General features: G+C 67.5%; 25 protein-coding genes. 14 read left to right on the plus strand and 11 right to left on the minus strand.

Going from position 1 to position 25463, the window contains the following annotated elements; translation table 11 throughout:
* Positions 1–120 precede the first annotated feature (120 nt).
* Positions 121–1170 carry a Ppx/GppA phosphatase family protein gene (locus FBR43_RS00240; RefSeq protein WP_136941250.1) on the plus strand — a complete coding sequence of 350 codons (1050 nt, stop codon included), beginning with the start codon at positions 121–123 and terminating at the stop codon, positions 1168–1170.
* Entirely contained in the window at positions 1167–1841 is a 675-nt protein-coding gene (locus tag FBR43_RS00245) for an RlmE family RNA methyltransferase (RefSeq protein ID WP_136941251.1), read from the plus strand. The genes FBR43_RS00240 and FBR43_RS00245 overlap by 4 nt, the downstream gene beginning before the upstream one ends.
* A 195-nt stretch (positions 1842–2036) precedes the next feature.
* On the opposite strand, the gene rpsI is transcribed toward FBR43_RS00245, so the two are convergent.
* The 4 genes from rpsI to FBR43_RS00265 form a co-directional block, all read right to left on the minus strand.
* Positions 2037–2600 (minus strand): 30S ribosomal protein S9, encoded by a 564-nt coding sequence (gene rpsI, locus FBR43_RS00250; RefSeq protein ID WP_136941252.1) that lies wholly within the window; start codon positions 2598–2600, stop codon positions 2037–2039.
* The gene (gene rplM, locus FBR43_RS00255; RefSeq protein WP_136941253.1) at positions 2600–3079 is read right to left on the minus strand and encodes a 50S ribosomal protein L13; all 480 of its coding nucleotides are present in this window, start codon (positions 3077–3079) and stop codon (positions 2600–2602) included. The genes rpsI and rplM overlap by 1 nt, the downstream gene beginning before the upstream one ends.
* A 137-nt stretch (positions 3080–3216) precedes the next feature.
* A complete protein-coding gene (cutA, locus tag FBR43_RS00260; RefSeq protein WP_136941254.1) occupies positions 3217–3534 on the minus strand; it encodes a divalent-cation tolerance protein CutA in 318 nt (105 codons plus the stop codon).
* Complete coding sequence (locus tag FBR43_RS00265) at positions 3531–4586, minus strand: COX15/CtaA family protein (protein WP_136941255.1); 1056 nt, start codon at positions 4584–4586, stop codon at positions 3531–3533. Before FBR43_RS00265 ends, cutA begins: the two co-directional genes overlap by 4 nt.
* A 136-nt stretch (positions 4587–4722) precedes the next feature.
* On the opposite strand from FBR43_RS00265, the gene FBR43_RS00270 reads away from it, so the two are divergent.
* The 4 genes from FBR43_RS00270 to FBR43_RS00285 are packed head-to-tail and all read left to right on the plus strand — an operon-like array spanning position 4723 to position 7977.
* A complete protein-coding gene (locus FBR43_RS00270; RefSeq protein ID WP_136941256.1) occupies positions 4723–5100 on the plus strand; it encodes a MerC domain-containing protein in 378 nt (125 codons plus the stop codon).
* A 41-nt stretch (positions 5101–5141) separates the two neighbouring features.
* Positions 5142–5618, plus strand: a complete 477-nt coding sequence (locus FBR43_RS00275) for a Fur family transcriptional regulator (RefSeq protein WP_136941257.1) — start codon at positions 5142–5144, stop codon at positions 5616–5618.
* A gap of 60 nt (positions 5619–5678) precedes the next feature.
* Positions 5679–7601, plus strand: coding sequence for a 1-deoxy-D-xylulose-5-phosphate synthase (gene dxs / locus FBR43_RS00280; RefSeq protein WP_136941258.1), 1923 nt, complete (start codon positions 5679–5681; stop codon positions 7599–7601).
* Between the two features lie 58 nt (positions 7602–7659).
* The gene (locus tag FBR43_RS00285; protein WP_136941259.1) at positions 7660–7977 is read left to right on the plus strand and encodes an HPF/RaiA family ribosome-associated protein; all 318 of its coding nucleotides are present in this window, start codon (positions 7660–7662) and stop codon (positions 7975–7977) included.
* Between the two features lie 6 nt (positions 7978–7983).
* Here the strand turns inward: FBR43_RS00285 and FBR43_RS00290 are convergent, their stop codons facing one another.
* From FBR43_RS00290 to FBR43_RS00300, 3 genes are all read right to left on the minus strand, one after another.
* Positions 7984–8265 (minus strand): hypothetical protein, encoded by a 282-nt coding sequence (locus FBR43_RS00290; RefSeq protein ID WP_136941260.1) that lies wholly within the window; start codon positions 8263–8265, stop codon positions 7984–7986.
* A gap of 184 nt (positions 8266–8449) precedes the next feature.
* Complete coding sequence (locus FBR43_RS00295; protein ID WP_136941261.1) at positions 8450–9259, minus strand: hypothetical protein; 810 nt, start codon at positions 9257–9259, stop codon at positions 8450–8452.
* A gap of 163 nt (positions 9260–9422) precedes the next feature.
* The gene (locus FBR43_RS00300) at positions 9423–11129 is read right to left on the minus strand and encodes a class I adenylate-forming enzyme family protein (RefSeq protein ID WP_136941754.1); all 1707 of its coding nucleotides are present in this window, start codon (positions 11127–11129) and stop codon (positions 9423–9425) included.
* Between the two features lie 185 nt (positions 11130–11314).
* On the opposite strand from FBR43_RS00300, the gene FBR43_RS00305 reads away from it, so the two are divergent.
* The 7 genes from FBR43_RS00305 (at position 11315) to FBR43_RS00335 (ending at position 19856) form a co-directional block, all read left to right on the plus strand.
* On the plus strand, positions 11315–12553 hold the full coding sequence (locus FBR43_RS00305) for a serine hydrolase domain-containing protein (protein WP_136941262.1): 1239 nt from the start codon (positions 11315–11317) through the stop codon (positions 12551–12553).
* Between the two features lie 42 nt (positions 12554–12595).
* Positions 12596–14623 carry a 3-hydroxyacyl-CoA dehydrogenase NAD-binding domain-containing protein gene (locus FBR43_RS00310; protein WP_136941263.1) on the plus strand — a complete coding sequence of 676 codons (2028 nt, stop codon included), beginning with the start codon at positions 12596–12598 and terminating at the stop codon, positions 14621–14623.
* Positions 14624–14765: 142 nt separating this feature from the next.
* A complete protein-coding gene (locus FBR43_RS00315) occupies positions 14766–16079 on the plus strand; it encodes an amidase family protein (RefSeq protein WP_136941264.1) in 1314 nt (437 codons plus the stop codon).
* A complete protein-coding gene (locus FBR43_RS00320) occupies positions 16076–17257 on the plus strand; it encodes an acyl-CoA dehydrogenase family protein (protein ID WP_136941265.1) in 1182 nt (393 codons plus the stop codon). The genes FBR43_RS00315 and FBR43_RS00320 overlap by 4 nt, the downstream gene beginning before the upstream one ends.
* A 101-nt stretch (positions 17258–17358) precedes the next feature.
* The gene (locus FBR43_RS00325) at positions 17359–18489 is read left to right on the plus strand and encodes an acyl-CoA dehydrogenase family protein (RefSeq protein ID WP_136941266.1); all 1131 of its coding nucleotides are present in this window, start codon (positions 17359–17361) and stop codon (positions 18487–18489) included.
* Positions 18489–19376, plus strand: coding sequence for an acyl-CoA thioesterase (locus FBR43_RS00330; protein WP_136941267.1), 888 nt, complete (start codon positions 18489–18491; stop codon positions 19374–19376). Before FBR43_RS00325 ends, FBR43_RS00330 begins: the two co-directional genes overlap by 1 nt.
* A gap of 84 nt (positions 19377–19460) precedes the next feature.
* Positions 19461–19856 (plus strand): DUF4174 domain-containing protein, encoded by a 396-nt coding sequence (locus FBR43_RS00335; RefSeq protein ID WP_136941268.1) that lies wholly within the window; start codon positions 19461–19463, stop codon positions 19854–19856.
* A 4-nt stretch (positions 19857–19860) separates the two neighbouring features.
* On the opposite strand, the gene FBR43_RS00340 is transcribed toward FBR43_RS00335, so the two are convergent.
* From FBR43_RS00340 to FBR43_RS00355, 4 genes are read right to left on the minus strand one after another with little or no spacing between them, the layout of a single operon-like run.
* On the minus strand, positions 19861–20664 hold the full coding sequence (locus FBR43_RS00340; RefSeq protein ID WP_136941269.1) for an SDR family NAD(P)-dependent oxidoreductase: 804 nt from the start codon (positions 20662–20664) through the stop codon (positions 19861–19863).
* Positions 20665–20675: 11 nt separating this feature from the next.
* Positions 20676–21695: a phosphotransferase family protein gene (locus FBR43_RS00345; RefSeq protein ID WP_136941270.1), complete on the minus strand. Its 1020-nt coding sequence runs from the start codon at positions 21693–21695 to the stop codon at positions 20676–20678.
* Positions 21692–22801 carry a Zn-dependent alcohol dehydrogenase gene (locus tag FBR43_RS00350; protein ID WP_136941271.1) on the minus strand — a complete coding sequence of 370 codons (1110 nt, stop codon included), beginning with the start codon at positions 22799–22801 and terminating at the stop codon, positions 21692–21694. The genes FBR43_RS00345 and FBR43_RS00350 overlap by 4 nt, the downstream gene beginning before the upstream one ends.
* On the minus strand, positions 22791–24029 hold the full coding sequence (locus FBR43_RS00355) for an acyl-CoA dehydrogenase family protein (RefSeq protein ID WP_136941272.1): 1239 nt from the start codon (positions 24027–24029) through the stop codon (positions 22791–22793). The genes FBR43_RS00350 and FBR43_RS00355 overlap by 11 nt, the downstream gene beginning before the upstream one ends.
* 151 nt (positions 24030–24180) lie before the next feature.
* On the opposite strand from FBR43_RS00355, the gene FBR43_RS00360 reads away from it, so the two are divergent.
* The gene (locus FBR43_RS00360; RefSeq protein ID WP_136941273.1) at positions 24181–25425 is read left to right on the plus strand and encodes a TetR/AcrR family transcriptional regulator; all 1245 of its coding nucleotides are present in this window, start codon (positions 24181–24183) and stop codon (positions 25423–25425) included.
* Positions 25426–25463: the final 38 nt, after the last annotated feature.

Raw genomic sequence — 25463 nt, forward strand, 5'->3', positions numbered from 1 at the left:
CGGCCGCTGCGGCGTTCGTCGCACCGCCTTGTACGTACCCGTCGCTTGCGATAGCGTTGGCATCAAGCACCGGCGGCTATGTGCCGTGACGGAACAAGAACATAAGCGAGATTGGACGGCATGGGGGACCTATCCCACCAGTTGCCGCAGCAGCCGGACCGTCCGGCTGTACAGCAGGCGAAGGATATCCGCCCCCGGCGCGCGCGCTGGCCCGAGGCGCGCCATTATGCCGCGCTCGATCTTGGCACCAACAATTGCCGGCTGCTCATCGCGCGCCCGCAGGGGCCGGGGTTCGCGGTGATCGACGCCTTCTCGCGCATCGTGCGGCTGGGCGAGGGGCTTGCCGCCTCGGGACGGTTGAGCGACGCCGCGATCGACCGCACGCTCGCTGCCCTGCGCATCTGCGCCGACAAGCTCCGGCGCCGCAACGTTACGCTGGCGCGCTCGGTCGCGACCGAGGCATGCCGCCGCGCCGCCAACGGCCCCGAGTTCATCGCACGCGTGCGCGAGGAGACGGGCATTCGGCTCGACATCATCTCCGCCGAGGAGGAAGCGCGGCTGGCGGTGCTCGGCTGCCACGCGCTGCTCGAACCCGGTGACGGCCCCGCGATGGTGTTCGACATCGGCGGCGGATCGACTGAGCTGGTGCTGATCGACACGCACGGCACCGTGCCGAGCGTGATCGACTGGCACAGCGCGCCCTGGGGCGTGGTGTCGCTCACCGAGGCCGCCGCTGCCAGTGCGCGTTGCGGCGAAAGCCTCGCCACGCATTACGCACGGATGCGCGCGATGGTCGCCGAATCGTTCGCGCCCTTCGCCCGGCGCCTCGACCCGCCGCGCGGTGGCGTGCCGCGGCTGCTCGGCACCAGCGGCACCGTCACCACGCTCGCTAGCGTCCATCTGGGGCTTTCTTCCTATGATCGCTCGGCGATCGACGGGCTGATCGTGCCGACACAGGCGATGCGCGATGTCAGCGCACGGCTCGCCGGCCTCGCCATCGCCGATCGCGCGCGCGTGCCGTGCATCGGCCAGGAACGTGCCGATCTGGTGGTGGCGGGGTGCGCGATCCTCGAATCGATCCTCGACATCTGGCCCGCCGAACGCATCGGCATCGCCGATCGCGGCATTCGCGAGGGCATCCTGCGCCGGCTGATGCAGGCCGGGACATGAGCCGGGGTCCGGGCCGCGTGCGCGTACGCACCGCGCGCAACCGCACCGCGCAGTCGACGCGCTGGCTCGAGCGCCAGCTCAACGATCCCTATGTCCGCAAGGCCAAGGCCGAGGGCTATCGCAGCCGCGCGGCGTACAAGCTCATCGAGCTCGACGAGAAGTTCGGGCTGCTGCGCGGCATGAAGCGCATCGTCGATCTCGGCATCGCGCCGGGCGGCTGGACGCAGGTGGCGCGCAAGAAGGCGCCGGGCGCCGCGATCGTCGGCATCGACCTGCTGCCCGTCGACCCGATCGAGGGCGTCACCATCCTCCAGATGGATTTCCTCGCTGAAACCGCACCCGCGCTGCTGACCGAGGCGCTGGGCGGCCAGGCCGATCTCGTCCTGTCGGACATGGCGGCGAATACCGTCGGCCATCCGCAGACCGATCACCTGCGCACCATGGCGCTGGTCGAGGCCGGCCTCGCCTTCGCCTGCGAGATATTGCGCCCCGGCGGCGCCTATGTCGCCAAGGTGCTGGCGGGCGGTGCCGACAACAACCTCGTAGCCGACCTCAAGCGCGCCTTCACCACCGTCAAGCACGCCAAGCCGCCGGCGAGCCGCAAGGATTCGTCCGAATGGTATGTCGTGGCGCAGGGCTTCAAGGGCGGCGGCGAGCCCTCCCCTCCCTGAAAGGGAGGGGTCGGGGGTGGGTCGGGTCCGGGTGGTACGGTAAGCCTTACGCGCAAGGGCAATCGTATCGCGATTACGCCAGCCACCCCCTGCCCCTCCCTTCAAGGTAGGGGGCCAAAAAAACGCCCGCGCCGGGCATCCCCCGCGCGGGCGTTTCGCAAAGGCCGGCCGGGCGAACCCGGCCAATGCCGCGTATCAGCGCTTTGAGAACTGGAAGCTGCGGCGGGCCTTGGCCTTGCCGTACTTCTTGCGCTCCACCGCGCGGCTGTCGCGCGTCAGGAAGCCGGCGGCCTTGACGGGCGCGCGCAGCACCGGCTCATACTTGGTCAGCGCCTGGGCGATGCCGTGCTTGACCGCGCCGGCCTGGCCCGAAAGCCCGCCACCCTTGACGGTGCAGATCACGTCATACTGGCCGGTCCGCTCGGTCACGCCGAACGGCTGGTTGATGACGAGGCGCAGCGTGGGGCGCGCGAAATAGGTTTCCTGGTCGCGGCCGTTGACGGTGATCTTGCCCGAGCCGGGCTTGAGCCACACGCGCGCCACGGCATCCTTGCGGCGGCCAGTGGCGTAGGAGCGGCCATATTGGTCGACTTCCTGCTCGCGCAGCGGCATCGTGGGGGCGGCGGGCTGCTGCGGCGCGGCAGCGGCCTCGTCGCCCGTGGCGGCAGCGGGAGCGTTGGTGCCGGCGGGCGCCGGCTGGGCGGGCTGGCCCGCGGCGATGGCGCCGAGATCGGCGAGGGACTGGCGGTTGTCGGACATTATGCGCCCACCTTGTTCTTGCGGTTCATGCCCGCGATATCGAGGACCTGCGGGTTCTGCGCTTCGTGCGGATGCTCGGTGCCCTTGTAGATGCGCAGGTTGCGCATCTGCTGGCGCCCCAGCGGGCCGCGCGGGATCATGCGCTCGACGGCCTTTTCGAGCACGCGCTCGGGGAAGCGCCCGTCGAGCAGCTTGGCCGCGGTCACTTCCTTGATGCCGCCGGCATAGCCGGTGTGCTTGTAATAGACCTTGTCCTGCAGCTTCTTGCCGGTGAAGCGCACCTTGTCGGCGTTGATGACGACGACATTGTCACCGCAATCGACATGCGGGGTGAAGCTGGTCTTGTGCTTGCCGCGCAGCACATTTGCGATGATCGTCGCGGCACGGCCGACGACGAGGCCATCGGCATCGACGATGTGCCACTGCTTTTCCACCTCGGCCGGCTTGACCGACTTGGTGGTCTTCATGAGCGCCTTCATGGCTTGGAAAACCCTATGATCGAGGACTGGGCGAACGCCACGCGGCCGAAGCGACGGGCGCCGTTGCGCGGCCAATTGCCGTTCGATCGCCAGAAAGTCAAGTTTGCCGCGGGATTTCTGACGGGTATCTGGATACCCTAGGATTCGATAGCATCGTTGATCCAGCGTGCCGCGGCCTCGGTTGCGGCGGCGGGCCACAGCTCGATCACCGGCAGATCGTAGCTGTGCAGCTCGGCGATGCGGTCGCGCAGCGCCAGCGCCTGTTCCATCGTCGTCTTGAACAGCACCGGCGTCTCGACTTCCTGCTCGACGCCCTCGCCCCAGCGATAGATCGAGATGCACGAGGCCATCACGTTGGCGCACGCCGCCAGCCGCTCCTCGACCATCGCCCGCGCCACCTGTTCGGCTTCCTCGACGGTGCCGAAGGTGACGTGCAGCAGCGCGATGTCGCTCATGCGCGCACGCGCCCCGCGGCATGCGCGCCCCACGCCGTCGCCGCGACGAGCAGCGCGCCGACGATCTGGTGCGTCAGCGCGGCATGGAACTGCACGCCGCTCATCACCGTGGCGATACCCAGCAATATCTGCGTGCCCACCGCCAGATGGATCGCGATCGACGCGCCCCGCGCGCCCGTGCGCCTGGCCGCGCGCGCGAGGAACATCAGCGCGACGAAGGCCGCGAACGCCCACCAGCGATGGATGAAGTGCAGCGCCCAGGGATCGTTGACCAGCGCATTGCCCAAGCCCCCGGCGGTATCGATCGCCGGCACCAGCCGCCCGTTCATCAGCGGCCATTCATTGGTGACGAGGCCGGCGTTCAGCCCCGCGACGAACGCGCCGAACAGCAGCTGCACCAGCAGCACGCCACCCGCTACCCATGCCACGGGCACGATCCGCGCCGGCGCCGCTGCCGGGTCGCGCGCCAGCGCACGCATGTCGAGCGCGGTCCACACCGTCACCGCTAGGATCGCCAGCGCGAGATTGAGATGCACCGCGAGCCGGAAATGGCTGACATCGGTACGCTCGGCGAGGCCCGACGTGACCATCCACCAGCCGATCACCCCCTGCAATCCGCCGAGCGCCAGCAGCGCCGTCAGCCGCGCGCCATAGCCCGGCGGAATCGCGCGGCGCAGCGCGAACCACGCCAGCGGCAGCGCGAAGGCGATGCCGATCAGCCGCCCCAGCAGCCGGTGGAACCACTCCCAGAAATAGATGAACTTGAACTCAGCCAGGCTCATGCCGCGATTGATCTCGCGATATTCGGGTGTCGCCTGATATTTGACGAACTCGGCCTGCCAGTCGGCGGCGTTCAAGGGCGGGATTGCGCCCGACACCGGCTTCCACTCGGTGATCGAAAGCCCCGATTCGGTCAGCCGCGTGATGCCGCCCACGGCGACCATCAGCACGATCAGCGCGGCGATGCTCCACAGCCACGCCGCGATCGCGCGCGGGCGGGCGCGCGGCGAAACGGCGGTGGAACGTGGAGCGGCGAACGTCGTACCAGTCATGCGCGCGCCATAGCCCTTGGCAGCAGCCCCGTCGATGCCGCCTTCGACCCGTGCCGCATGCAGCCATAGCGATGGCCCGCACAAAAACATTATATGTGATATTGTAACGTCGCGGGTTGCGGTCTACATGGCGTGCATGGCCGGCATCGCCCTCCCCCTTCCCCGCGGCAACGCGCTCGATCGTCTGGCGATCAGCGTGTCGGCTTTGTGCGTCGTGCACTGCCTTGCCAGCGCGGTGCTGCTGGCGTTGCTCTCGTCGGTCGCGCAACCCTTCCTGCACGAATCGGTGCACGAGATCGGTCTGGGCCTCGCAATGCTGCTCGGCGCCTTCGCGCTCGGGCGCGGCGTGCTCGATCATGGCTATATGATGCCCGCGGCGATCGGATCGCTGGGCTTGGGCATCATGGGCGGCGCGCTGACGCTGCCGCACGATTCGGGCGAGATCGTCTGGACGCTCGTCGGCGTCGCGGTGCTCGCGCTCGGCCACGACCTAAACCGTCGCGCTGTAATCTAGCCGCAGTTGCTCGCGCGCGCGCCGCGCCCTACATCTGCGCCATGCACAGCCACGCCGCCCACGATCATCGCGAGCCTACCGGCAAGGCGCTCACCAGCGCCGCGCAGAAGACACTCGAAGCTGCCGGCGAGCAGTGGACGGCGATGCGCCAGCGCATCTTCGAAGTGCTCGCCACGTTCGACAAGCCCGCCTCGGCCTATGACATCGCCGAAGCCGTCTCGAAGGCCGAGGGTCGTCGCGTCGCTGCCAACAGCGTCTATCGCATCCTCGACCTGTTCGTCGGCGCCAATCTCGCGCGCCGCGTCGAAAGCGCCAACGCCTATGTCGCCAACAGCCATCCCGGCTGCCTGCACGACTGTATCTTCCTTGTATGCGACAGCTGCGGCCAGACCACGCATCTCGACGACGACGCGATCACCGCGAGCGTACGCGGCGTGGCGACGGGTGCGGGCTTCTCGCCCAAGCGCCCGGTGATCGAGGTACGCGGCACCTGCGCCGATTGCGAGGATCCGGATTGAGATCATGCGGCAGCTACGGTAACAATCGACACTTACCTTCGGCCGCGATAAGCAGGGGTAATGGTTGATATGCCCCCTACGCCGCTGCTCGACACCGTCCGCACGCCCCATGATCTGCGCCGCCTCAAGCCCGCGCAACTCCGTCAGCTTGCCGATGAGCTCCGCGCCGAGACGATCTCGGCCGTCGGCACCACCGGCGGCCATCTGGGCTCGGGCTTGGGCGTCGTCGAGCTGACCACCGCGATCCATTATGTGTTCGACACGCCCGCCGACCGGCTGGTGTGGGACGTCGGCCACCAATGCTATCCGCACAAGATCCTCACCGGCCGGCGCGACCGCATCCGCACGCTGCGCATGGGTGGCGGTCTGTCGGGCTTCACCAAGCGCACCGAGAGCGAATACGACCCCTTCGGCGCCGCACACAGCTCGACCTCGATCTCGGCGGCATTGGGCTTTGCCGTCGCAAACAAGCTCGCCGACACGCCGGGCAAGGCGATCGCGGTGATCGGCGACGGCGCGATGTCCGCCGGCATGGCCTATGAGGCGATGAACAACGCCGAGCAGGCGGGCAATCGCCTCATCGTCATCCTCAACGACAACGACATGTCGATCGCGCCGCCCGTCGGCGGGCTGTCGGCCTATCTCAGCCGCATCGTCTCGAGCCGCGAGTTCCTCGGCCTGCGCGAGACGCTGCGCAAGGTCGCGCGCCGCCTGCCGCGCCCCATCCACACCGCCGCGCGCAAGACCGACGAGTTCGCCCGCGGCATGACGATGGGCGGCACGCTGTTCGAGGAGCTGGGCTTCTATTATGTCGGCCCGATCGACGGCCACAATCTCGATCACCTCATCCCCGTGCTCGAGAATGTCCGCGATGCCGAGGAAGGGCCGATCCTCGTCCATGTCGTGACCAAGAAGGGCAAGGGCTATGCCCCGGCCGAGGAATCGGCGGACAAATATCACGGCGTCCAGAAGTTCGACGTCATCACCGGCGCGCAGGCCAAGGCGCCGCCGGGACCGCCATCCTACCAGAACGTCTTCGGCGAGACGCTGGCGAAGCTCGCCGAGACCGACAGCCGCATCTGCGCGATCACCGCGGCGATGCCCTCGGGTACCGGCGTCGACAAGTTCGCCAAGGCGCACCCCACACGCGCCTTCGACGTCGGCATCGCCGAGCAGCACGCCGTCACCTTCGCCGCGGGCCTCGCCGCGCAGGGGATGCGCCCCTTCTGCGCGATCTACTCGACCTTCCTCCAACGCGCCTACGATCAGGTGGTGCACGACGTCGCGATCCAGAACCTGCCCGTGCGCTTCGCGATCGACCGCGCCGGGCTCGTCGGCGCCGATGGCTGCACGCATGCCGGCAGCTTCGACGTCACCTATCTGGCGACGCTCCCCAATTTCGTCGTCATGGCGCCCGCCGACGAAGCCGAGCTGGTGCATATGACCTACACCGCCGCCGAGCATGACACGGGGCCGATCGCGGTGCGCTATCCGCGCGGCAACGGCACCGGCGTGGCGCTGCCCGCAATTCCCGAGCGGCTCGAGATCGGCAAGGGCCGCGTGGTGCGCGAGGGCAAGACCGTCGCGATCCTCTCGCTCGGCACCCGGCTCGGCGAGGCGCTCAAGGCCGCCGAGACGCTTGAGGCCAAGGGGCTGTCGACCACCGTCGCCGACCTGCGCTTCGCCAAGCCGCTCGACGAGGCGCTGATCCGCCGCCTGCTCGCGACGCACGAAGTCGCGGTCACGATCGAGGAGAATGCGGTGGGCGGCCTCGGCGCCCACGTCCTCACGCTGGCGAGCGACCAGGGGCTGATCGACGGCGGGCTGACGCTGCGCACGATGCGCCTGCCCGACACCTTCCAGGATCACGACAAGCCCGAGGTCCAGTATGACGAGGCCCGCCTCAACGCCCCGCACATCGTCGAGACGGTGCTGACGGCCCTGCGCCACAACGAACGCGGCATCGAGGAAGCGCGCGCCTGATCGGAACGCCCTGCCCGCCCATGCGTCCCTTCCGGTATCAACCACCGAGAGGACACGCATGGACTTCCTGTTTCACAGCGACGACCGGATCGAGGGCGGCAACGCCATGGCCGATGCCGCCGAGGCGCGCATCCGCGAGCGTACCGCACGCTTCGCCGATCGGCTGACGCGCATCGAGACGCGTCTGCGCGACATCGACGGCGATACCAACGGTGCCGACGGCATCGAGGCCTCGATCGAGGCGCGGCCGGCGGGCGCGCAGCCCATCGTCGTCACCGATCGCGCCGCGCAGCCGCAGACGGCGATGAACGGCGCGCTGCAAAAGCTGATCGCGCGGCTCGAAAGCGATTTCGGCAAGGCCGATCGCGTCCGCTGATCGGCGTCAGTCGACCGGATCGATGAAGGTAACGCGCGTCACGCCGCGATCGGCCAAGCGGAAGGCGACTTTCGCCAGGCATTTGTAATCGGCGCGGCGCTGCGCGCGAACCTGCACGGGAATGCCCGCCGCCCAGTCACCGGCCAGCGCATCGAGCTGCCGCCCCGAAAGCGCCCCCCCGCGCCACTGCGTCCGACAACTCCCCTTGCGCGCGGTGACGACGATCTCCTCCGCCGTGGGTTCGGCCTGTTGCGGCAGGGCGAGGGCGAGAAGGACGAAAGCGAGCATCGCCAATACCGATACAGCCCCGCCCGTCCGTGTCGAGCGAAGTCGAGAGAACGGACGGACTCAAGGCTCGGACCCGCAAACGATCCTTTCGGCGCTGTAACTTAGCGGCCGGGATGGGCAGGAAAGCGGAATGGCTGCTTTTTCAGTGTTAACTTCAAAAGCAGACGGTGATGCCCGACAGTTATCAGAGCCTCTCGACCGTCTCGGCCTTAGTCTCCGTCTCAATTGAGCCGTCTGGCCGTTTGGTTCTTAGACGAATGACGCGAACGCGCCGTATGACCTGGCCGGCGTCGTCGATCGTTAAAGTCACAGACAAGTTTCCTGATACATCTTCTTTCCGGCGCTCGAGAAGCGCCGCCTCAAGCGAGACAGGCTTTTGCATCAATTCCCCAACTGCGACGTCTGATTCCGCTCGGGCGCGAAGCACGACATCAGGATTTACCTGTAACTCGGCCGTGAACGTCTCAACCTTTGAGCGAGGCGCCTTTCGGACTAGCGTTCCAGCCGCCTTCGCATCGTCATCGAAGTAAGGGGCGCCTTCGCGGAGGTCGCCTACGCGCAGATCGAAGGCGTTGATCGTATCGATAACCGATTCAGGTTTGCATTCGATACGAAACGCACTCCAAGTAAAAATCAGTTTCCCACAAACCGACCGATCCAACCCAGCAGACTGCAACCAGATAGCTAGCCGCGCCTCCAGATCGTCACGATTGAGAAGCTTTATCGTCCCGCGATTTGGCTGAAATATGTGAGCTGGAAATTGCCAGCTGCGTGCTCGATCCTCCTTCGTGGCGCTTTCGGGCAGATCATAGATCAGCTCCTTGCCATCATCCCGGACTGCAACGATGCGTTCTAAAAGGCTGTCTTGACCGCGTGAGCTTCCGGACGAAGACCCGTCGCTCGCCTCGTTGGACGTCTCGTAACTCTTCCGGATTACTACCTCGTCGCCGACAGCCGAAGTTCGAGCATGCGGGGCTAACAGCGCGAAAACCATCGCGCTAGCAAAAAACAGAGTACGGGCAACTTTCACGGCGTTAGTTTATGTCTCAGCGAATGGCCGCTTTCAAGTTAGACCGTGAGCATTTGGAATGACCAGCATTGAGCGGAAGCCGAACGGCTGCTTTATGACGCTACAGCCTGGTCCGCCGCAGACCCTCCTACCCCGCCCCCGCCCCGAACATCGCCCGCAGCTCCTTCTTCAATATCTTCCCGTTGGCGTTGCGCGGCAGCACGTGGTCGACGAACTTCACCGCCACCGGCACCTTGAACGCCGCCAGATGCTTGGCCACCCATGCCTGCAACTCGGCCTCGCTCGCGGCGCAGCCGGGGCATAGATGGACGACGGCGGCGGGTTCCTCGCCCAGCGTCTTGTGCGGCACGCCCACCAGCGCGGCGTCGGTGACGGCTGGGTGCGCGTAGAGCACGTTCTCGACCTCGATCGAATAGATGTTCTCGCCGCCGCGGATGATGATGTCCTTGGCGCGATCGACGATGTAGCAGAAGCCTTCCTCGTCGAGCCGCGCCAGATCGCCGGTGCGTACCCAGCCGTCGATGAAGGTCTCGGCGGTCGCCTCGGGCTTGTTCCAATATCCCTTCACCACCATTGGCCCCTTGGCCCATAGCTCGCCCGTCTCGCCCACGGGCAGCTCGCGTTTGCCTTCGGGGTCCATCACCTTGAGCTCGGCCACCGGCACCGGCGGGCCGCAGCTGTCGGGGCGGTTGAGGTAGTCCTCGCCCTGATGGCTCGTCACCGTCGCCATCGTCTCGGTCATGCCCCAGCCATTGCCCGGCAGCGCGCCGAACTCGGCATGGATTCGCCGCACCAGCTCGGGGGCGGAGGGCGCGCCGCCATAGGCGATGCTCTCGAGGCTCGACAGGTCGTAGTTCGCGCGATCGGGATGCTCGATCAGCTGCCACGCGATCGTCGGCACGCCGCCCGTCGCGTTGATGCGCTCGCGCTCGATGAGCTTCAGCGCCTCGGTCGCGTCCCATTTGCGCATCAGTACGATCGTCCCGCCCGCCACCATGTTGCCCATCAGGAACGCCGAGCAGGCGGTGACGTGGAAGAAGGGGATGACGATGAGGTTGACCTTGGGCTCGGGCACCGCGGGCGGCACCTCGCCGCGCCGCAGCAGCATCCGGGCCGCGCCATAGCCGGTGGAAAAGATGTTCGAGAGCATGTTGCGATGCGTGCCGAGCGCACCCTTGGGCGCTCCCGTCGTGCCGCTGGTGTAGAAGATCGCCACTTCGTCGTCGGGCTGGATCGTCATGGCGATCGGCGGCAGGCCGACCTCGTCGAGCGTCGCCCAGCCGGCGGTGGGGCCGACCAGCGGCTCGAACGGCTCGGCGGGCGCGGCGAGCGGCGCCTTGGCGCGCGTGACGAGGATGCGCTCGAGGCCGGGCATGTCGGCATAGCAGTCCTTCAGCCGCTCGTGCCGTTCGCCGTCGAGGATCAGCAGCTTGGCGCCCGAATCGTTGACGCCATAGGTCATCTCGCCGCCCGTCCACCATGCGTTGAGCGGCACCGCGATCGCGCCGATCGCGGTGGTGGCGAAGAAGATCAGCGTCCATTCGGGCAGGTTGCGCATCGCGAAGGCCACGCGGTCGCCCTTGCCCACGCCCATCTCGATCAGCTTGTGCGCAAGCTGCGCGACGGCGCGGAAATGCGCGTCATAGGTGATGCGCTCGTCCTCGTAGATCAGGAACTCGCGGCTGCCATGGCTGCGCGAGAAGGCGGTGAGCAGCGCGAGGCTTGCGGGCGCCTGCTTCCACGTGCGCGTCGGCACGCCGCGAATGTCGACCGTCTCGATCTCGAAACGCTGGCCGGGGGCGGTGAGGATGTCCTGTATCTGGCCGAGCGACATGCGCGGCCAGCTGGGATCGAGCGCGACGAGCGGTTGCGAAGCCAAGGTGAATCTCTCCAGATTGAATATCGGGTTTGGAAGACGCCCGTTTGCGATGCAGGTTAGTGTTGATTCGCGGCGCGCTCAAGGCAATAGCGGAAGCGCACACGCGCGGCGCGCGATGCCAATGGATTCGAACGAGGGGTATGCCGTTGCACGCAAGGATCGAGAACCCCGCCAACCTTGGCTTCGATGCCGGCCGGCTGGCGCGGATCGACGCCTTTCTGGCGACCCGCTATCTCGACACCGGCCGGCTGCCGCATGCGCAGCTGCTGATCGCGCGCGAGGGCGAGATCGCGCATTTCTCGCATCAGGGCGCCGCGCGCGCCGACGATGCCCGCCCCATCGACGCGACGAGCCTGTTCCGCATCGCCTCAATGACCAAACCCGTCACCTCGATCGCATTCATGATGCTCGCCGAGGAGGCGCTGGTCGCGCTCGACACGCCGGTGCATCATGTGCTGCCCGAGCTGAAGGGCGTGGGCGTCTATGCCGGCGGCGGCGGCGGCGGCGTGCCCTTCCTCACGCGAGCCACTGCGCAGCCGATGCGCATGGTCGATCTGCTCCGGCACACCGCAGGCTTCACCTACGGCTTCCAGAACCGCTCGAACATCGACGCCGCGCATCGCGAGCGGCGCATCGAGAGCTGGCACGGCGATCTCGATCTCGACGGCTTCGTCGCGGCGCTGGGCGAGTTGCCGCTCGAATTCTCGCCCGGCGAGGGCTGGAACTATTCGGTCGCGACCGACGTGCTCGGCGCCGTCGTCCAGCGCGTCAGCGGCATGCCGCTCGACCGCTTCTTCGCCGAGCGCATCTTCGCGCCGCTCGGCATGCACGACACCGGCTTCCACGTGCCCGCCGACAAGCTCGACCGGCTGACCGATTGCTGGACGATGCACCCCGCCAAGGGACGCGTGCTCTACGATCGCGGTGCCGACAGCGCGTGGAGCCGGCCGCCGCGCCTCGTCTCGGGCGGCGGCGGCCTGGTGTCGACCGCGCTCGACTATCACCGTTTCTGCACGATGCTGCTGAACGGCGGCAGCCTCGACGGTGCGCGCATCGTCAGCCGCAAGACGATCGAGCTGATGACCGCCAACCACCTGCCCGGCGGCGTCGACCTCGCCGCCATCTCGCGCTCGATGTTCTCGGAGGCGACCTATGCCGGTGTCGGCTTCGGCCTCGGCTTCTCGGTACTGCTCGATCCCGCGCGCGCGATGCTGGCTGGTTCGGCGGGCGAATATGGCTGGGGCGGGCTGTTCTCCACCGCCTTCTTCTGCGATCCCGTAGAGCGACTGCACATGATCTTCATGACGCAGCTGTCGCCCTCGAGCACCTGGCCCGTCCGCCGCGAGCTCAAGGCGATGCTCTTTGCGGCACTCGATTGACCTGCGGCCCCGCCGCCCGACCTTCCAACAGGAGCCAAAGCCATGACTTCCCCCATCACCACGCACCGCGAAGGCGACGTGCTCGTCGTCGTCTCGAACAACCCGCCCGTCAACGCGCTGGGTGCCGCGGTACGCACCGGGCTCGACGCCGCGATCGACGAGGCAGCGGGCGATGACGGCATTAAGGCCGTGGTCATCGCGTGCGATGGCCAGACCTTCTTCGCCGGTGCCGACATCACCGAGTTCGGAAAGCCCCCCGTCGAGCCGCTGCTGCCCACTTTGGTCGACAAGATCGAGGCGTCCGAGAAGCCCGTCATCGCCGCGATCCACGGCACCGCGCTTGGCGGCGGCTGCGAGGTCGCGATCGCCTGCCATTACCGTATCGCCGTCCCCTCGGCGAAGCTCGGCACGCCCGAGGTGAAGCTCGGCCTGCTGCCCGGTGCCGGCGGCACGCAGCGCCTGCCGCGCCTGGCGGGCGTCGAACTCGCGCTCGAGATGGTCGCCAAGGGCGATCCCATCCCCGCCACCAAGGCACATCAGGCCGGCCTCGTCGATCGCCTCGCCGACGAGGGCGCCTTGCGCGAACAGGCCGTGGCGTTCGCCCGCGAAGTCGCTGGCGCGCGCCCGCTGCCGCGCGCCAGCGAGGGCGAGGCCAAGGCCGACGCATCGGTATTCGCCGATTTCCGCAAGGCCAATGCCCGCCGCTTCCGCGGCTTCGACGCGCCCGAAGCCAATATCGCCTGCGTCGAGAAGGCGACGCAGACGCCCTATGCCGAGGGCGTCCAGTTCGAGCGCGAGAGCTTCATGAAGCTGATGTTCGGCGTGCAGTCGGCCGCGCAGCGCCACGTCTTCTTCGCCGAGCGCAAGGCTTCGAAGATCGACGGCATCCCCGCCGACACGCGCCCGCGCGACATCAAGCGCGTCGGCATCATCGGCGCGGGCACGATGGGCGGCGGCATCGCGATGAACTTCCTGTCGGCAGGCATCCCCGTCACCATCGTCGAGATGCAGCAGGACGCCCTCGATCGCGGCACCGCGACGATGCGCAAGAACTACGAAGCCACCGCCGCCAAGGGCCGCATGAAGCCCGAACAGGTCGAAGCCGCGATGGGCGCGCTCACGCCGACGCTCAGCCTCGACGACCTCGCCGACTGCGACCTCATCATCGAGGCGGTCTACGAGAATATGGACGTCAAGAAGGACATCTTCGGCAAGCTCGACAAGATCGCCAAGCCCGGCGCCATCCTCGCGTCGAACACCTCGTATCTGAACGTCGACGAGATCGCCGCCAGCACCGCGCGGCCCGAGGACGTGCTCGGCCTCCACTTCTTCTCGCCCGCCAATGTGATGAAGCTGCTCGAGGTCGTGCGCGGCGCCAAGACCGCGCCCGACGTGCTGGCGACGGCGATGGCGGTCGCCAAGAAGATCCGCAAGGTCGCGGTGGTCGCAGGCGTCTGCCACGGCTTCATTGGCAACCGGATGCTGATGCCGCGCCAGGTCGAAGCGATGAAGCTGCTGATGGAAGGCGCCACGCCCGAGCAGATCGACAAGGTGCACGTCGCCTTCGGCATGCCGATGGGGCCGTTCCAGATGAGCGACCTCGCCGGCGTCGATATCGGCTGGCACCGCGATCCCACCCGCATCGAGAGCATCCGCGATGCGCTCGCCGCCGAGAAGCGCTGGGGCCAGAAGACGCAGGCAGGCTTCTACGATTATGACGAGAAGCGGAACCCCTCGCCTTCCCCGCGCGTCGCCGAGATCATCGAGGATTTCCGCCAGAAGACCGGCACGCCGCAGCATGACGTGACCGACGAGGAGATCGTCGAGCGCACGCTCTATCCGATGGTCAACGAAGGCGCGCTGATCCTCGAGGAAGGCATGGCGCAGCGCGCATCCGACATCGATGTCGTGTGGATCTACGGCTATGGCTGGCCCGTCTATCGCGGCGGCCCGATGTTCTGGGCCGATACCGAGGGCCTCAAGAAGATCGTCGCCGGCCTAGAGAAGCACGGCTTCGAGGTCGCGAAGCTGCTCAAGGACAAAGCCGAAAAGGGCGAGCGCTTCAATTGAGGCCAACGATCGCACCCCTTTTCCGTTCGGTTCGAGCGAAGTCGAGAATAGCGGCCGAGCGAAGCCGAGGCGTCGTCCGACGTCTCGCTCCGCTCGACCTTGCCCCTCGACGTCGGTCGGGACGAACGGTTGAGGGGAACCCGTGACGGAGCTGACCGCCCTCGCCACCGCCGCCGCGATCCGTGCCGGCACCACTAGCGCGCGCGCCGAGACCGAAGCCGCCATTACGCGCATCGAGGCCGATGACGGCGCGATCAACGCCGTCGTCGTGCGCGATTTCGAGCGCGCACGCGCCGCCGCCGACGCGATCGACGCACGCGAGACGATCGATGACGGCGCGCCCCTGCTCGGCGTGCCGATGACGGTCAAGGAAGCCTTCGACGTCGCCGGCCTGCCGACGACATGGGGCTTCCGCCACCACGCCGGCAATATCGCGACCGCCGATGCACTGGCGGTGCGCAGATTGAAGGCGGCGGGCGCGATCATCCTCGGCAAGACCAACGTGCCCAAGGGACTGGGCGACTGGCAGTCGGTCAACGCGATCCACGGTCGCACCAGCCACCCGCGCGACCCCTCGCGCACGCCCGGCGGCAGCTCGGGCGGCGCGGCGGCGGCGCTCGCCGCCGGCTATGTGCCAATCGAGCTCGGCAGCGATATCGGCGGCTCGATCCGCATCCCCGCACATTTCTGCGGCATATGGGGCCTCAAGCCCACTTGGGGTGCGATCGACAGCCACGGCCATGCCTATCCCGGCATCGACGGGGCCGAGACGGTGCTCGGCGTCATCGGCCCCATGGCGCGCGATGCCGACGATCTCGCGGTCATGCTCGACATTCTCGCCACGCAGTCGCTGCCGCGCGACGATCGCCCCGCAGCGCGCGTGCTCGCGCTGACAAAGCATTCCGAAACGCCGACCGCGGCGGCATGCGTCGCCGCCGTAGAGCGGGCCGCCGATATGCTCGCGCGAACCGGCGTCGAGATTCTCCGCAAGCACCCCGCGCTGCCTGATCTCGCTGCGCAGCATGACGCCTATGGCCGCGTGCTCGCCGTCACCTTCGCGCGCCACGATCCCGCGTTGCACGACACGCTGCCTCCACTGCGCGACTGGCTCGACTGGCTCGATGCGCAGGCGCGCAACCGCCGCGCATGGGAAGCGCTGTTCGGCGATGTCGATGCCGTCATCGCGCCGCCCGCCGCGACGCAGGCGTTCGCGCACGACCATCGCCCGCAGGCTGAGCGGCGCCTCGCGATCGACGGTGCCGACAGTCCCTATGACGCGCACCTCGCCTGGGCGGGTCTTGCTACCTATCCCGGCCTGCCCGCAGTCTGCATGCCCGCGGGCGAGGCGAACGGCCTTCCCGTCGGCGTGCAGGTCATCTGCGCGCCGCATCAAGACCACCGCGCCATCGCCATCGCGCGCGGCATCTACCAGTCCCTCGAAGGAGCGACCGCATGACCGATCTCGACCAGTTCCGCGCCGATACGCGCGCATGGCTCGAAGCCCATTGCCCGCCCGAAATGCGCCAGCCCGTGCGCGGCGAGAAGGATATCTGCTGGGGCGGCCGCCGCGCCGAATATCGGCCCGGCCAGAAGGAGTGGCTCGATGCGATGGCGTCGCGCGGCTGGACGGTGCCCGACTGGCCCGTGCAATATGGCGGCGGCGGGCTCTCGCCGGCCGAAACCAAGATATTGCGCGAGGAGATGGCGCGGCTCGGCGCGCGCAATCCGCTGAACAGCTTCGGCATCTCGATGCTCGGTCCGGCGCTGCTCAAATACGGCACCGAGGAACAGAAGCTCGAGCATCTGCCCGCAATCGCACGCGGCGAGATACGCTGGTGCCAGGGCTATAGCGAACCCAATGCCGGATCGGACCTCGCCGGCCTCGCCGCCTCGGCCGAAAGCGACGGCGACGATTACATCGTCAACGGCCAGAAGGTGTGGACCAGCTATGCCGACAAGGCCGACTGGATCTTCTGCCTCGTGCGTACCTCGAAGGAATCGAAGCAGGGCGGCATCAGCTTCGTGCTGTTCGACATGGAGAGCCCCGGCGTCTCGACCAAGCCGATCCTGCTCATCAGCGGCTATTCGCCCTTCTGCGAAACCTTCATGGACAATGTCCGCGTGCCCAAGCGCAATCGCGTGCACGACGAGAACAAGGGCTGGGACGTCGCCAAATATCTGCTCGGCCACGAGCGCGAGATGATCTCGGGCATGGGCCTCGGCGCGGGCGGCGCCAATCCGCTGATCGAAGGCGCGATCGCGACGATCGGCCTCAACGATCGCGGCGAGCTCGCCGACCCGATGCTGCGCAGCGCGATCGCGATGTTCGAAGTGCGCGCGCGCGCCTTTTCGGCGATGTCCGAACGCTTCATCGACGAGCTGAAGGCCGGCCGCGCGCACCCCGCGCAACCCAGCATGATGAAATATGTCGGCACCGAACTGAACAAGGCGCGCCACGAGCTGATGATGGCCGCCGGCGGCAGCGGCGCGCTCGAATGGGAAAGCGAAGCCTCGAACGGCGGCGCGGCGGCGCGCGCATGGCTGCGCACCAAGGCCAATTCGATCGAGGGCGGCACCAGCGAAGTGCAGCTCAACATCATCGCCAAGCGAATACTCGAGCTGCCGGGCGCGTAGGCCTTGCATCGTCGCCCCAGCGAATGCTGGGGCCTTCGCGTAACGAAGCGTGCGCGTGCCGCACGAGACCCCAGCTTTCGCTGGGGTGACGGAGTGAAAAAATGCCCCTCTACCTCACCGAAGAACAGACGATGCTCGCCGACACCGCACGCGATTTCGTCGCCGAGCATGCGCCCGTCTCGCACCTGCGCGCCTTGCGCGACGCCAATGACGCCACCGGTTTCAGCCGCGATCTGTGGCGGCAGTTCGCCGATATGGGCTTCACCGGCATCCTCGTGCCCGAGGCGCAGGGCGGCCTGGGGCTCGGCCATGTCGAAGCGGGCGTGGTGATGGAGGAAATCGGGCGCAACCTCTCGCCCTCGCCGTTCCTCGCCACCGCCGTCGCGGCGGTCGAGGCGTTGAAGGGCACCGCGCATGCCGATCGCTGGTTTCCGCGCATCGTCGCGGGCGAGGCCGTGGCGGCGCTCGCGATAGACGAGACGCCGAAGTTCACAAATGCGATTTCGCTGCGCGCCGAGCGCGCGGGCAACGGTTTCCGCCTGTCGGGCACCAAGCGCTTCGTCCAGCACGCGCATGTCGCCGACCTGATGATCGTCGCGGCGCGCACTTCGGAAGCAAGTGCAAACAACGGGGAAGGCCTCACGCTGTTCGCGATCGACCGCGAATCGGCCTTTCCCGACACCGACCCCCGCCGCCTGGCCGATGCCAGCATCGCTTCGTGCGTGAACTTCGACAACTTCGAAGTCGATGCTGATGCCGTGATCGGTGAGGTCGATGGCGGCGGCGCGGTGCTCGGCCGGCTGCTCGCCGCCGGCCGCACCGCCGCCTCGGCCGAGCTGCTCGGTGTCGGTGGTGGCGCGATGGACATGACCGTCGCGTATCTCAAGCAGCGCAAGCAGTTCGGCGTGCCGATCGGCAGTTTCCAGGCGCTCCAGCACCGCGCCGCGCACCTCTATGCCGAACTCGAAGTCGCTCGCGCCGCCGTGCTCAAGGCGCAGCAACTGCTCGATGCGAGCGACGAGCATGCGGACGGCGCCGTCGCGGTCGCCAAGGCAATGACCGGGCTGGCCACGGGCCTCGCGGTGCAGGAAGGCATCCAGATGCACGGCGGCATCGGCATGACCGACGAATATGACATCGGCTTCTACATGAAGCGCCACCGCGTGCTTGCCGAGACGTTCGGCGATGCCGGTTTCCAAGCCGACGCGCTCGCCCGAGCGGCAGGCTATTGATGGCCGAAGAAGCGCGCGCCGACGATCCCGCCGGGCTCGTCGCCCAGCTAATCTACCTGCTCGACGTCGAGGAGATCGACACCGATCTTTATCGCGGCCGCCGCCAGCCCGAAGGTGTCGGCCGCGTGTTCGGCGGGCAGGTGATCGCGCAGGCGCTCCAGGCCGCGCAGCGATCGGTCGAAGCGCCGAAGGTGGCACATTCGCTGCACGCCTACTTCATGCGCGCGGGCAGCGAGGACTATCCGATCATCTACCGCGTGGTGCGCGATTTCGACGGTCGCAGCTTCGCCAATCGCCGCATCATTGCGATGCAGCGCGGCAAGCCCATCCTCAATATGATCGCCTCGTTCCATTCGCCCGAGCGCGGCCTCGCGCATCAGGTGCCGATGCCCGACGTGCCGCCGCCCGACGCGCTGCGCAGCGAAACCGAGCTGCGCGAGGAGATCGCCGACAAGGTGCCCGAGAAGCTCAAGCGCTTCTTCCTGCGCGCCCGCCCGATCGAAATCCGGCCCTGCGATCCGCGCGACTGGTTCGCACCGACGCCGCAGGAACCGGTGCAGCACAGCTGGTTCCGCGTCGCCGCGCCGCTTCCCGACAACCCGGCGCTGCACCGCGCGATGCTCGCCTATGCCAGCGACATGACGCTGCTCGGCACCTGCCTGCTGCCGCACGGCGTCAACTGGATCTCGGGCAAGGTGCAGACCGCCAGCCTCGATCACGCGGTCTGGCTACACGGCGATTTCCGTTTCGACGAATGGCTGCTCTACACCGCCGACAGCCCCTGGTCGGGCGGCGCGCGCGGCTTCAATCGCGGCCGCATCTATACCCGCGCCGGCAAACTGGTGGCAAACGTCGCGCAGGAGGGGCTGATCCGGCAGCGCGACTGAGTATTCTGCGCAATATCGTTACGTCTGCGACCAAATTTCGTCTGCGTCGATGCGGCTTTTCGAGCCGTGCGGCGTTCTCGTTTCATGCTTCCCGCTCTGCTCCCCCTCGCAATCGCGACCGCAGCCGCACCGGCTCCCGAACAGATCGAACGTGAAAAGCGCACGCTCATCGTCTTCGCGCCCAGCCAGCGCGATGCGCGGCTCGCTCGCCAGCTTGCGCTGCTCGACAGCGACCGGGGTGTGCTCGCCGATCGCGACGTTCACGTGGTCAAGGTGGTGGGGGACAGCGTGGCTGGTGCCTATGACTATGCGGGTCATCTCCGCGCGCGCTATGGCGTAGCGAACGAAAGCTTCGAGACGGTGCTTCTGGGGCGCGATGGTGGCGTCAAGCTGCGTACCGACGATGCCGTCGCGCTGCCGCGCCTCGCCGCGACGATCGACGCGATGCCGATGCGCCAGCGCGAGATGCGCGTGCGCTGAGCGCTCAGGCGGCGGTCTTGCCGAATTCCTGACGCGTCACCGGATGGCTGGTCGACAGGCCCCCGTCGACGACGATGGCCTGCCCGTTCACATAGCTCGCGGCATCCGAGGCCAGAAACAGCGCAACGCTGGCGATCTCCTGCGGCTGCCCTGCACGGCGCAGCGGATTGAGGCGCCCGATCCGATCCTCGACGCCCTTCTCGCGCGCATAGGTGAAGGCGCGCTCGGTCATCCCCGTCTCGATCAGGCCGGGGCAGATCGCGTTGACGCGCACGCCCGAGCCGCTCAGCTGCTGCGCGGCGGTCTGCACCAGATTGATGACGCCCGCCTTCGATGCCGAATAGGGCGGGCACCCCGCCCCCGAACGCAGGCCAGCGACGCTCGCGGTACACAGGATCGCACCGCCGCCGCGCGCGACGATGCGCGGGGCCGCATGTTTGATCGCGAGGAACGGCCCGATCAGATTGACGCGCAGGATGTCGGCCCACTCCTCCGCCGTGCCGTCGAGCAGACCAGTCAGCCCGCCCGACACGCCGGCATTGGCATGAATCACGTCGAGCCCGCCAAATACTTCGCACGCTGCCGCCACGGCCGCCGCGACGTCGGCATCGCTGCCCGCGTCAATCCGCATCGCGCGCGCGGTGCCGCCCGCCTCGGCGATCGTCGCCGCGGTCTCGTCGGCGCCTTCGCTACGATCGGCACACAGCACCGAACCGCCTTCGGCAGCAAAGGCGCGCGCGGTCGCGCGGCCGATGCCCGATCCCGCCCCCGTTACGATGATCGATTTGCCCTCGAACCGCATCGCCATCGCTCCCGCGCTCACGCGCCCGCCCTCACCGCGAAATCCCATGCCACAGCAGCAAGTCCCGGCACGCGCGCGGCGGTGGCGGCGGCCTGCGCATTCGACGCATTGCCGTCGAGCACGCGCTTCTTGATGCCCTGGACAATGCCCATCAGGCGAAACAGATTGTAGCTGAAATACCAGTTCAGATCGGGAATGCCCTCGCGCCCCGTGTGCGCGCAGTAGCGCACGGTGATCGCCTCGAGCGTCGGGATACCTGTCTCGGGGCCGGTCATGCCCTTCACGCCCGATCGCCCTTCGGGCTCGGTGACCCAGTTCATCGCCAGATAGGCGAAATCGGCAAGCGGATCGCCGAGCGTCGACAATTCCCAGTCGAGCACCGCGCGAACGCGTGGTCCGTCGGTCGCGAAGATCAGATTGTCGATGCGGTAATCGCCATGGACGATCGCGGTGCGCGTCTGTTCGGGCACGGTGCGCGGCAGCCATTCGATCAGCCGTTCGGCTTCGGGCAGATCGTCGGTCTGGCTCATGCGATACTGGCGCGTCCAGCGCGCGACCTGCCGCTCGAAATAATTGCCGGGTTTGCCATAGTCGCCGAGACCCGCAGCTTCGTAATCGACGGCATGCAGATCGGCGAGCGTGTCGACCATCGCCTCGTAATGGCGGCGGCGCTCGGAGGGCGCCATGCCGGGCAGCGTACCGTCCCACAGCGTGCGCCCCTCGACCATCTCCATCACGTAGAAGGCGGCGCCGAGCACGGCCTCGTCCTCGCACAGCGCATAGGGCCTTGCGACGGGAAAACCCGTGGGGTGCAGCGCGGCGATCAGGCGATATTCGCGATCGACCGCATGGGCCGATGGCAGCAGCGGCCCGAAGGGCTTGCGGCGCAATACATAGGCCCCGCTCGCCGCATCGATCCGATAGGTCGGGTTCGACTGGCCGCCCGCGAACTTCTCGATGCGCAACGGCCCCTCGAACCCCGCGACATGCCCGTCCATCCAGCGCGCGAGCCGATCATGATCGAGATCGTCGGTCATTCGAACACGATCACCGATCGCGCACTGTCACCCGCGCGCAGCTTGTCGAGCGCGTCGTTGATCGCCTCGAGCGGGATCGTTTCGGCAACCATCGTATCGAGATCGAGGCGGCCGTCGAGATACATCTGCACCAGCCGCGGCATGTCGACGGGAAACTGTGTCGATCCCAGCAGCGATCCCTGCACCTTCTTGCCCGTGAGGAAGGTTGGGCCGGGAATCGACATCGCCTTGCCCGGCGCGATGATGCCCAGGATCGTCGCGGTCCCCCCGCGGCGCAGGATGTTCCACGCAAGCTCGGCGGTTGCGGGGCTGCCAACTGCCTCGATCGCGTAGTGCACGCCGCCGCCCGTCAGCGCGAGCACCGCCTTGACGATGCCGGGATCGCCCGGATCGAGCACGTCGGTCGCGCCGAGCTTGGCCGCCGTCTCGCGCTTCGATGCGACGGGATCGATCGCGATGATGCGGCCTGCCCCGGCGATCTTCGCGGCGTTGATCGCGGCGAGGCCGATACCGCCCGCGCCGATCACCGCCACGCTTTCGCCCGGCTTCACCTTGCTGTCGTTGAACACCGCTCCCGCGCCGGTGATTACCGCGCAGCCGAGCAGCGCGGCGCGATCGAGAGGCATCTCCTTGGGGATGGCAACGCAGGCATTCTCGTGCACCAGCATCCTCTCGGCGAACGCGGAGAGATTGAGGAACGGCGCCAGCGGCGTACCGTCGGCAAGTGCCACGCGCGGCGCGGCATCGGCGGGGCGGCGCGTCGAGGGATCGATGCACAGGCTCGGGCGCCCCGTCGTGCAGAACTCGCAAGTGCCGCAGAATACGGTGAAGAAGGTGATGACGTGATCGCCGGGCTTCACGCTCGACACGCCCTCGCCCACCGCCTCGACCACGCCGGCGGCCTCATGCCCCGGCACCGTGGGCAGGGGGTGCGGCACCGCGCCGTCGATGAAATGCAGGTCCGATCGGCACACGCCGCACGCCGCGGTGCGGATCAGCACTTCGCGCGGGCCGGGCTTGTCGATCGCCACTTGCTCGATCGAGAGCGGCTGGCCAGGCTGGCGCAACACCGCTGCCTTCGCGCTGATCCGGCCCTCAGCCGACATGGCGGGCGAACTCGGCGCGTGCGATCGCGCGGTTGTGCACTTCGTCGGGGCCGTCGGCGAAGCGCAGCGTCCGCACATTGGCCCATGCCGCCGCCAGCGGGAAATCGCCCGAAACGCCGCCGCCGCCATGCGCCTGGATCGCATCGTCGAGGATCGCGAGCGCCATCGTCGGCGCCTGCACCTTTATCATCGCGATCTCGAGCTGCGCTGCCTTGTTGCCCGCCTTGTCCATCATGTCGGCGGCCTTGAGGCACAGCAGCCGCGTCATCTCGATGTCGATGCGCGCGCGCGCGATGCGCTGCTCCCATACCGAATGTTCGGCGATCGTCTTGCCGAAGGCGGTGCGCGACTGCAATCGCTTCGCCATTGCCTCGATCGCCATTTCGGCGACGCCGATGGTGCGCATGCAATGGTGGATGCGTCCCGGCCCCAGCCGGCCCTGCGCGATCTCGAAGCCGCGGCCTTCGCCCAGCAGCATGTTCTCGGCGGGGACACGCACATTGTCGAGCACCACCTCGCCATGGCCGTGCGGCGCATGGTCATAGCCATAGACGCTGAGCATCCGCTCGATTCGCACGCCGGGCGTATCGAGCGGAACGAGGATCATCGACTGCTGCTGGTGCCGGCGTGCCGAGGTATCGGTCTTGCCCATCACGATCGCGATCCTGCAGCGCGGATCGCCCGTGCCCGACGACCACCATTTGCGGCCGTTGATGACGTAATGATCGCCATCGCGGACCATCGAGGTTTCGATGTTGGTGGCATCCGACGAGGCGACGCCCGGCTCGGTCATCAGGAAGGCCGAGCGGATCTCGCCGTCCATCAGCGGGCGCAGCCACTGCTCCTTCTGCTCAAGCGTGCCGTAGCGGTGCAGCACTTCCATGTTGCCGGTATCGGGCGCCGAACAGTTGAACACCTCGCTCGACCAGTAGAGCCGCCCCATCTCCTCGGCGCACAGCGCATATTCGAGATTGGTGAGCTGCGTACCTTCGAACGCGAAGCTGTCGTCGACATGCACCTGGCCCGAATGCGGCGGCATGAAGAAATTCCACAACCCCGCCGCCTTGGCCTGCGGCTTGAGCGCCTCGATCACCTGCGAGGGCGCCCAGCGATCGCCCGCGGCCAGATCGGCGGCATAGTCGGCCTGACGCAGCGCGATGTGCGACTGGATGAAGGCGCGCACCCGGTCGCGATAATGTGTTTCGCGTTCGCTCAGCGTGAAATCCACCAGTGCCTCTCCTCGTTCGTGAACGCGGGCCTAAACCATACCCGATCTTCGGTAAAGCAGGTAGCGGCACTCCCCACCTCCATCGACCCGACGGAAAGCACGGGCTGCGAAAAACACTGTTTCTTCGAAACGATCGCGCTAAGCTCGGCGCATGAGCGTAGCCAACCACTCGATCGACCCCGCCGACACCGGCACCAAGCGCTTTCGCGCCAAGCGCGACGCCATCCTCGCCGCCGCTGCCGAGGCGATCAACGAGCAATCGGCAAAGGGCATGACCTTCGCCGATGTGGCGCGGCGCGTCGGCCTCAATACCACCAGCGTGACCTATTATTTCAAGCGCAAGGAAGACCTTGCCGCCGCCGCGTTCGACCAGACGATCCAGACGCTGCTGGCGACGCTCGACGAGGCGCTCGAACTCGCCGAGCCAAAGGCGCGTGTCGAACGCTTCCTGGCTATCACCTTCGCCCGGCTGGCGCGCGTGCGGCGCGGCGAGGAGACGGGCGTCGCCGTCCTATCCGACCTGCGCGCGATGGACGAGCCGATGAAGAGTGGCCTGCTGGCAGGCTGGCGCGAGGTGTTCCGCCGCACGCGCCAGCTGTTCGGGCCGATGCCGACGCGCGCGCACACCGACCTTAACGGCGCACGCGCGCACGTGCTGCTCGAAAACAGCTTCTGGCTGACGGCGTGGCTCGATCGCTACGGCGTCGATCAATATGACCGCGTCGAGGCGCGGCTGATGGATGTGTTCGCGCATGGCATCGCCGCGCCCGACCAACAATGGGCGCCACCGGTGCTCGATCTCACGCACGGCGCGGCGCCTTCGAACCGCGAGGCGTTCCTGCTCGCGGCCACGCGACTTATCAACGAACTCGGCTATCGTGGTGCCAGCGTGCAGCGGATCGCGAGCGAACTGAACGTCACAAAAGGCAGCTTCTACCACCATCTCGATGCCAAGGACGATCTCGTCGCCGAATGCTACAAGCGCAGCTTCGCGACCTTCACCGAAGCGCAGCGCGAGGCCGATGCAGCTGGCGGCAGCCACTGGCAGCGGCTGTCGGCGACGATGGCGACGCTGCTCGACATCCAGTTCTCCGAACGCGGCCCGCTGTTGCGCACCACGGCGCTGTCGGGCCTGCCCGTCGACGTGCGCCAGACGATGATCGACCGCTCGAACCGCATTGCGCGGCGCTTCGCGGGCACGATCAGCGACGGGATCGCCGAGGGATCGTGCCGCGCGGTCGATCCGCTCGTCGCCAGCCAGGCGCTGATGGCGCTCCAGAACGCGGCCTTCGACATGCGCAAATGGGCCGGCACGATGCCGCGCGAGCGCGCCGTCGCGATGTACGCCTCGACGCTGGCTTTCGGCATGTTCGACGATCGCGCGCTCGCACTGTAGTGCGGAACCGCCCGGCAACCGGCCGGGTTGGTATCACG

Origin of the sequence: Sphingomonas baiyangensis, assembly GCF_005144715.1 — a bacterium.
In the GTDB taxonomy this organism is placed as follows: Bacteria; Pseudomonadota; Alphaproteobacteria; order Sphingomonadales; family Sphingomonadaceae; genus Sphingomonas; species Sphingomonas baiyangensis.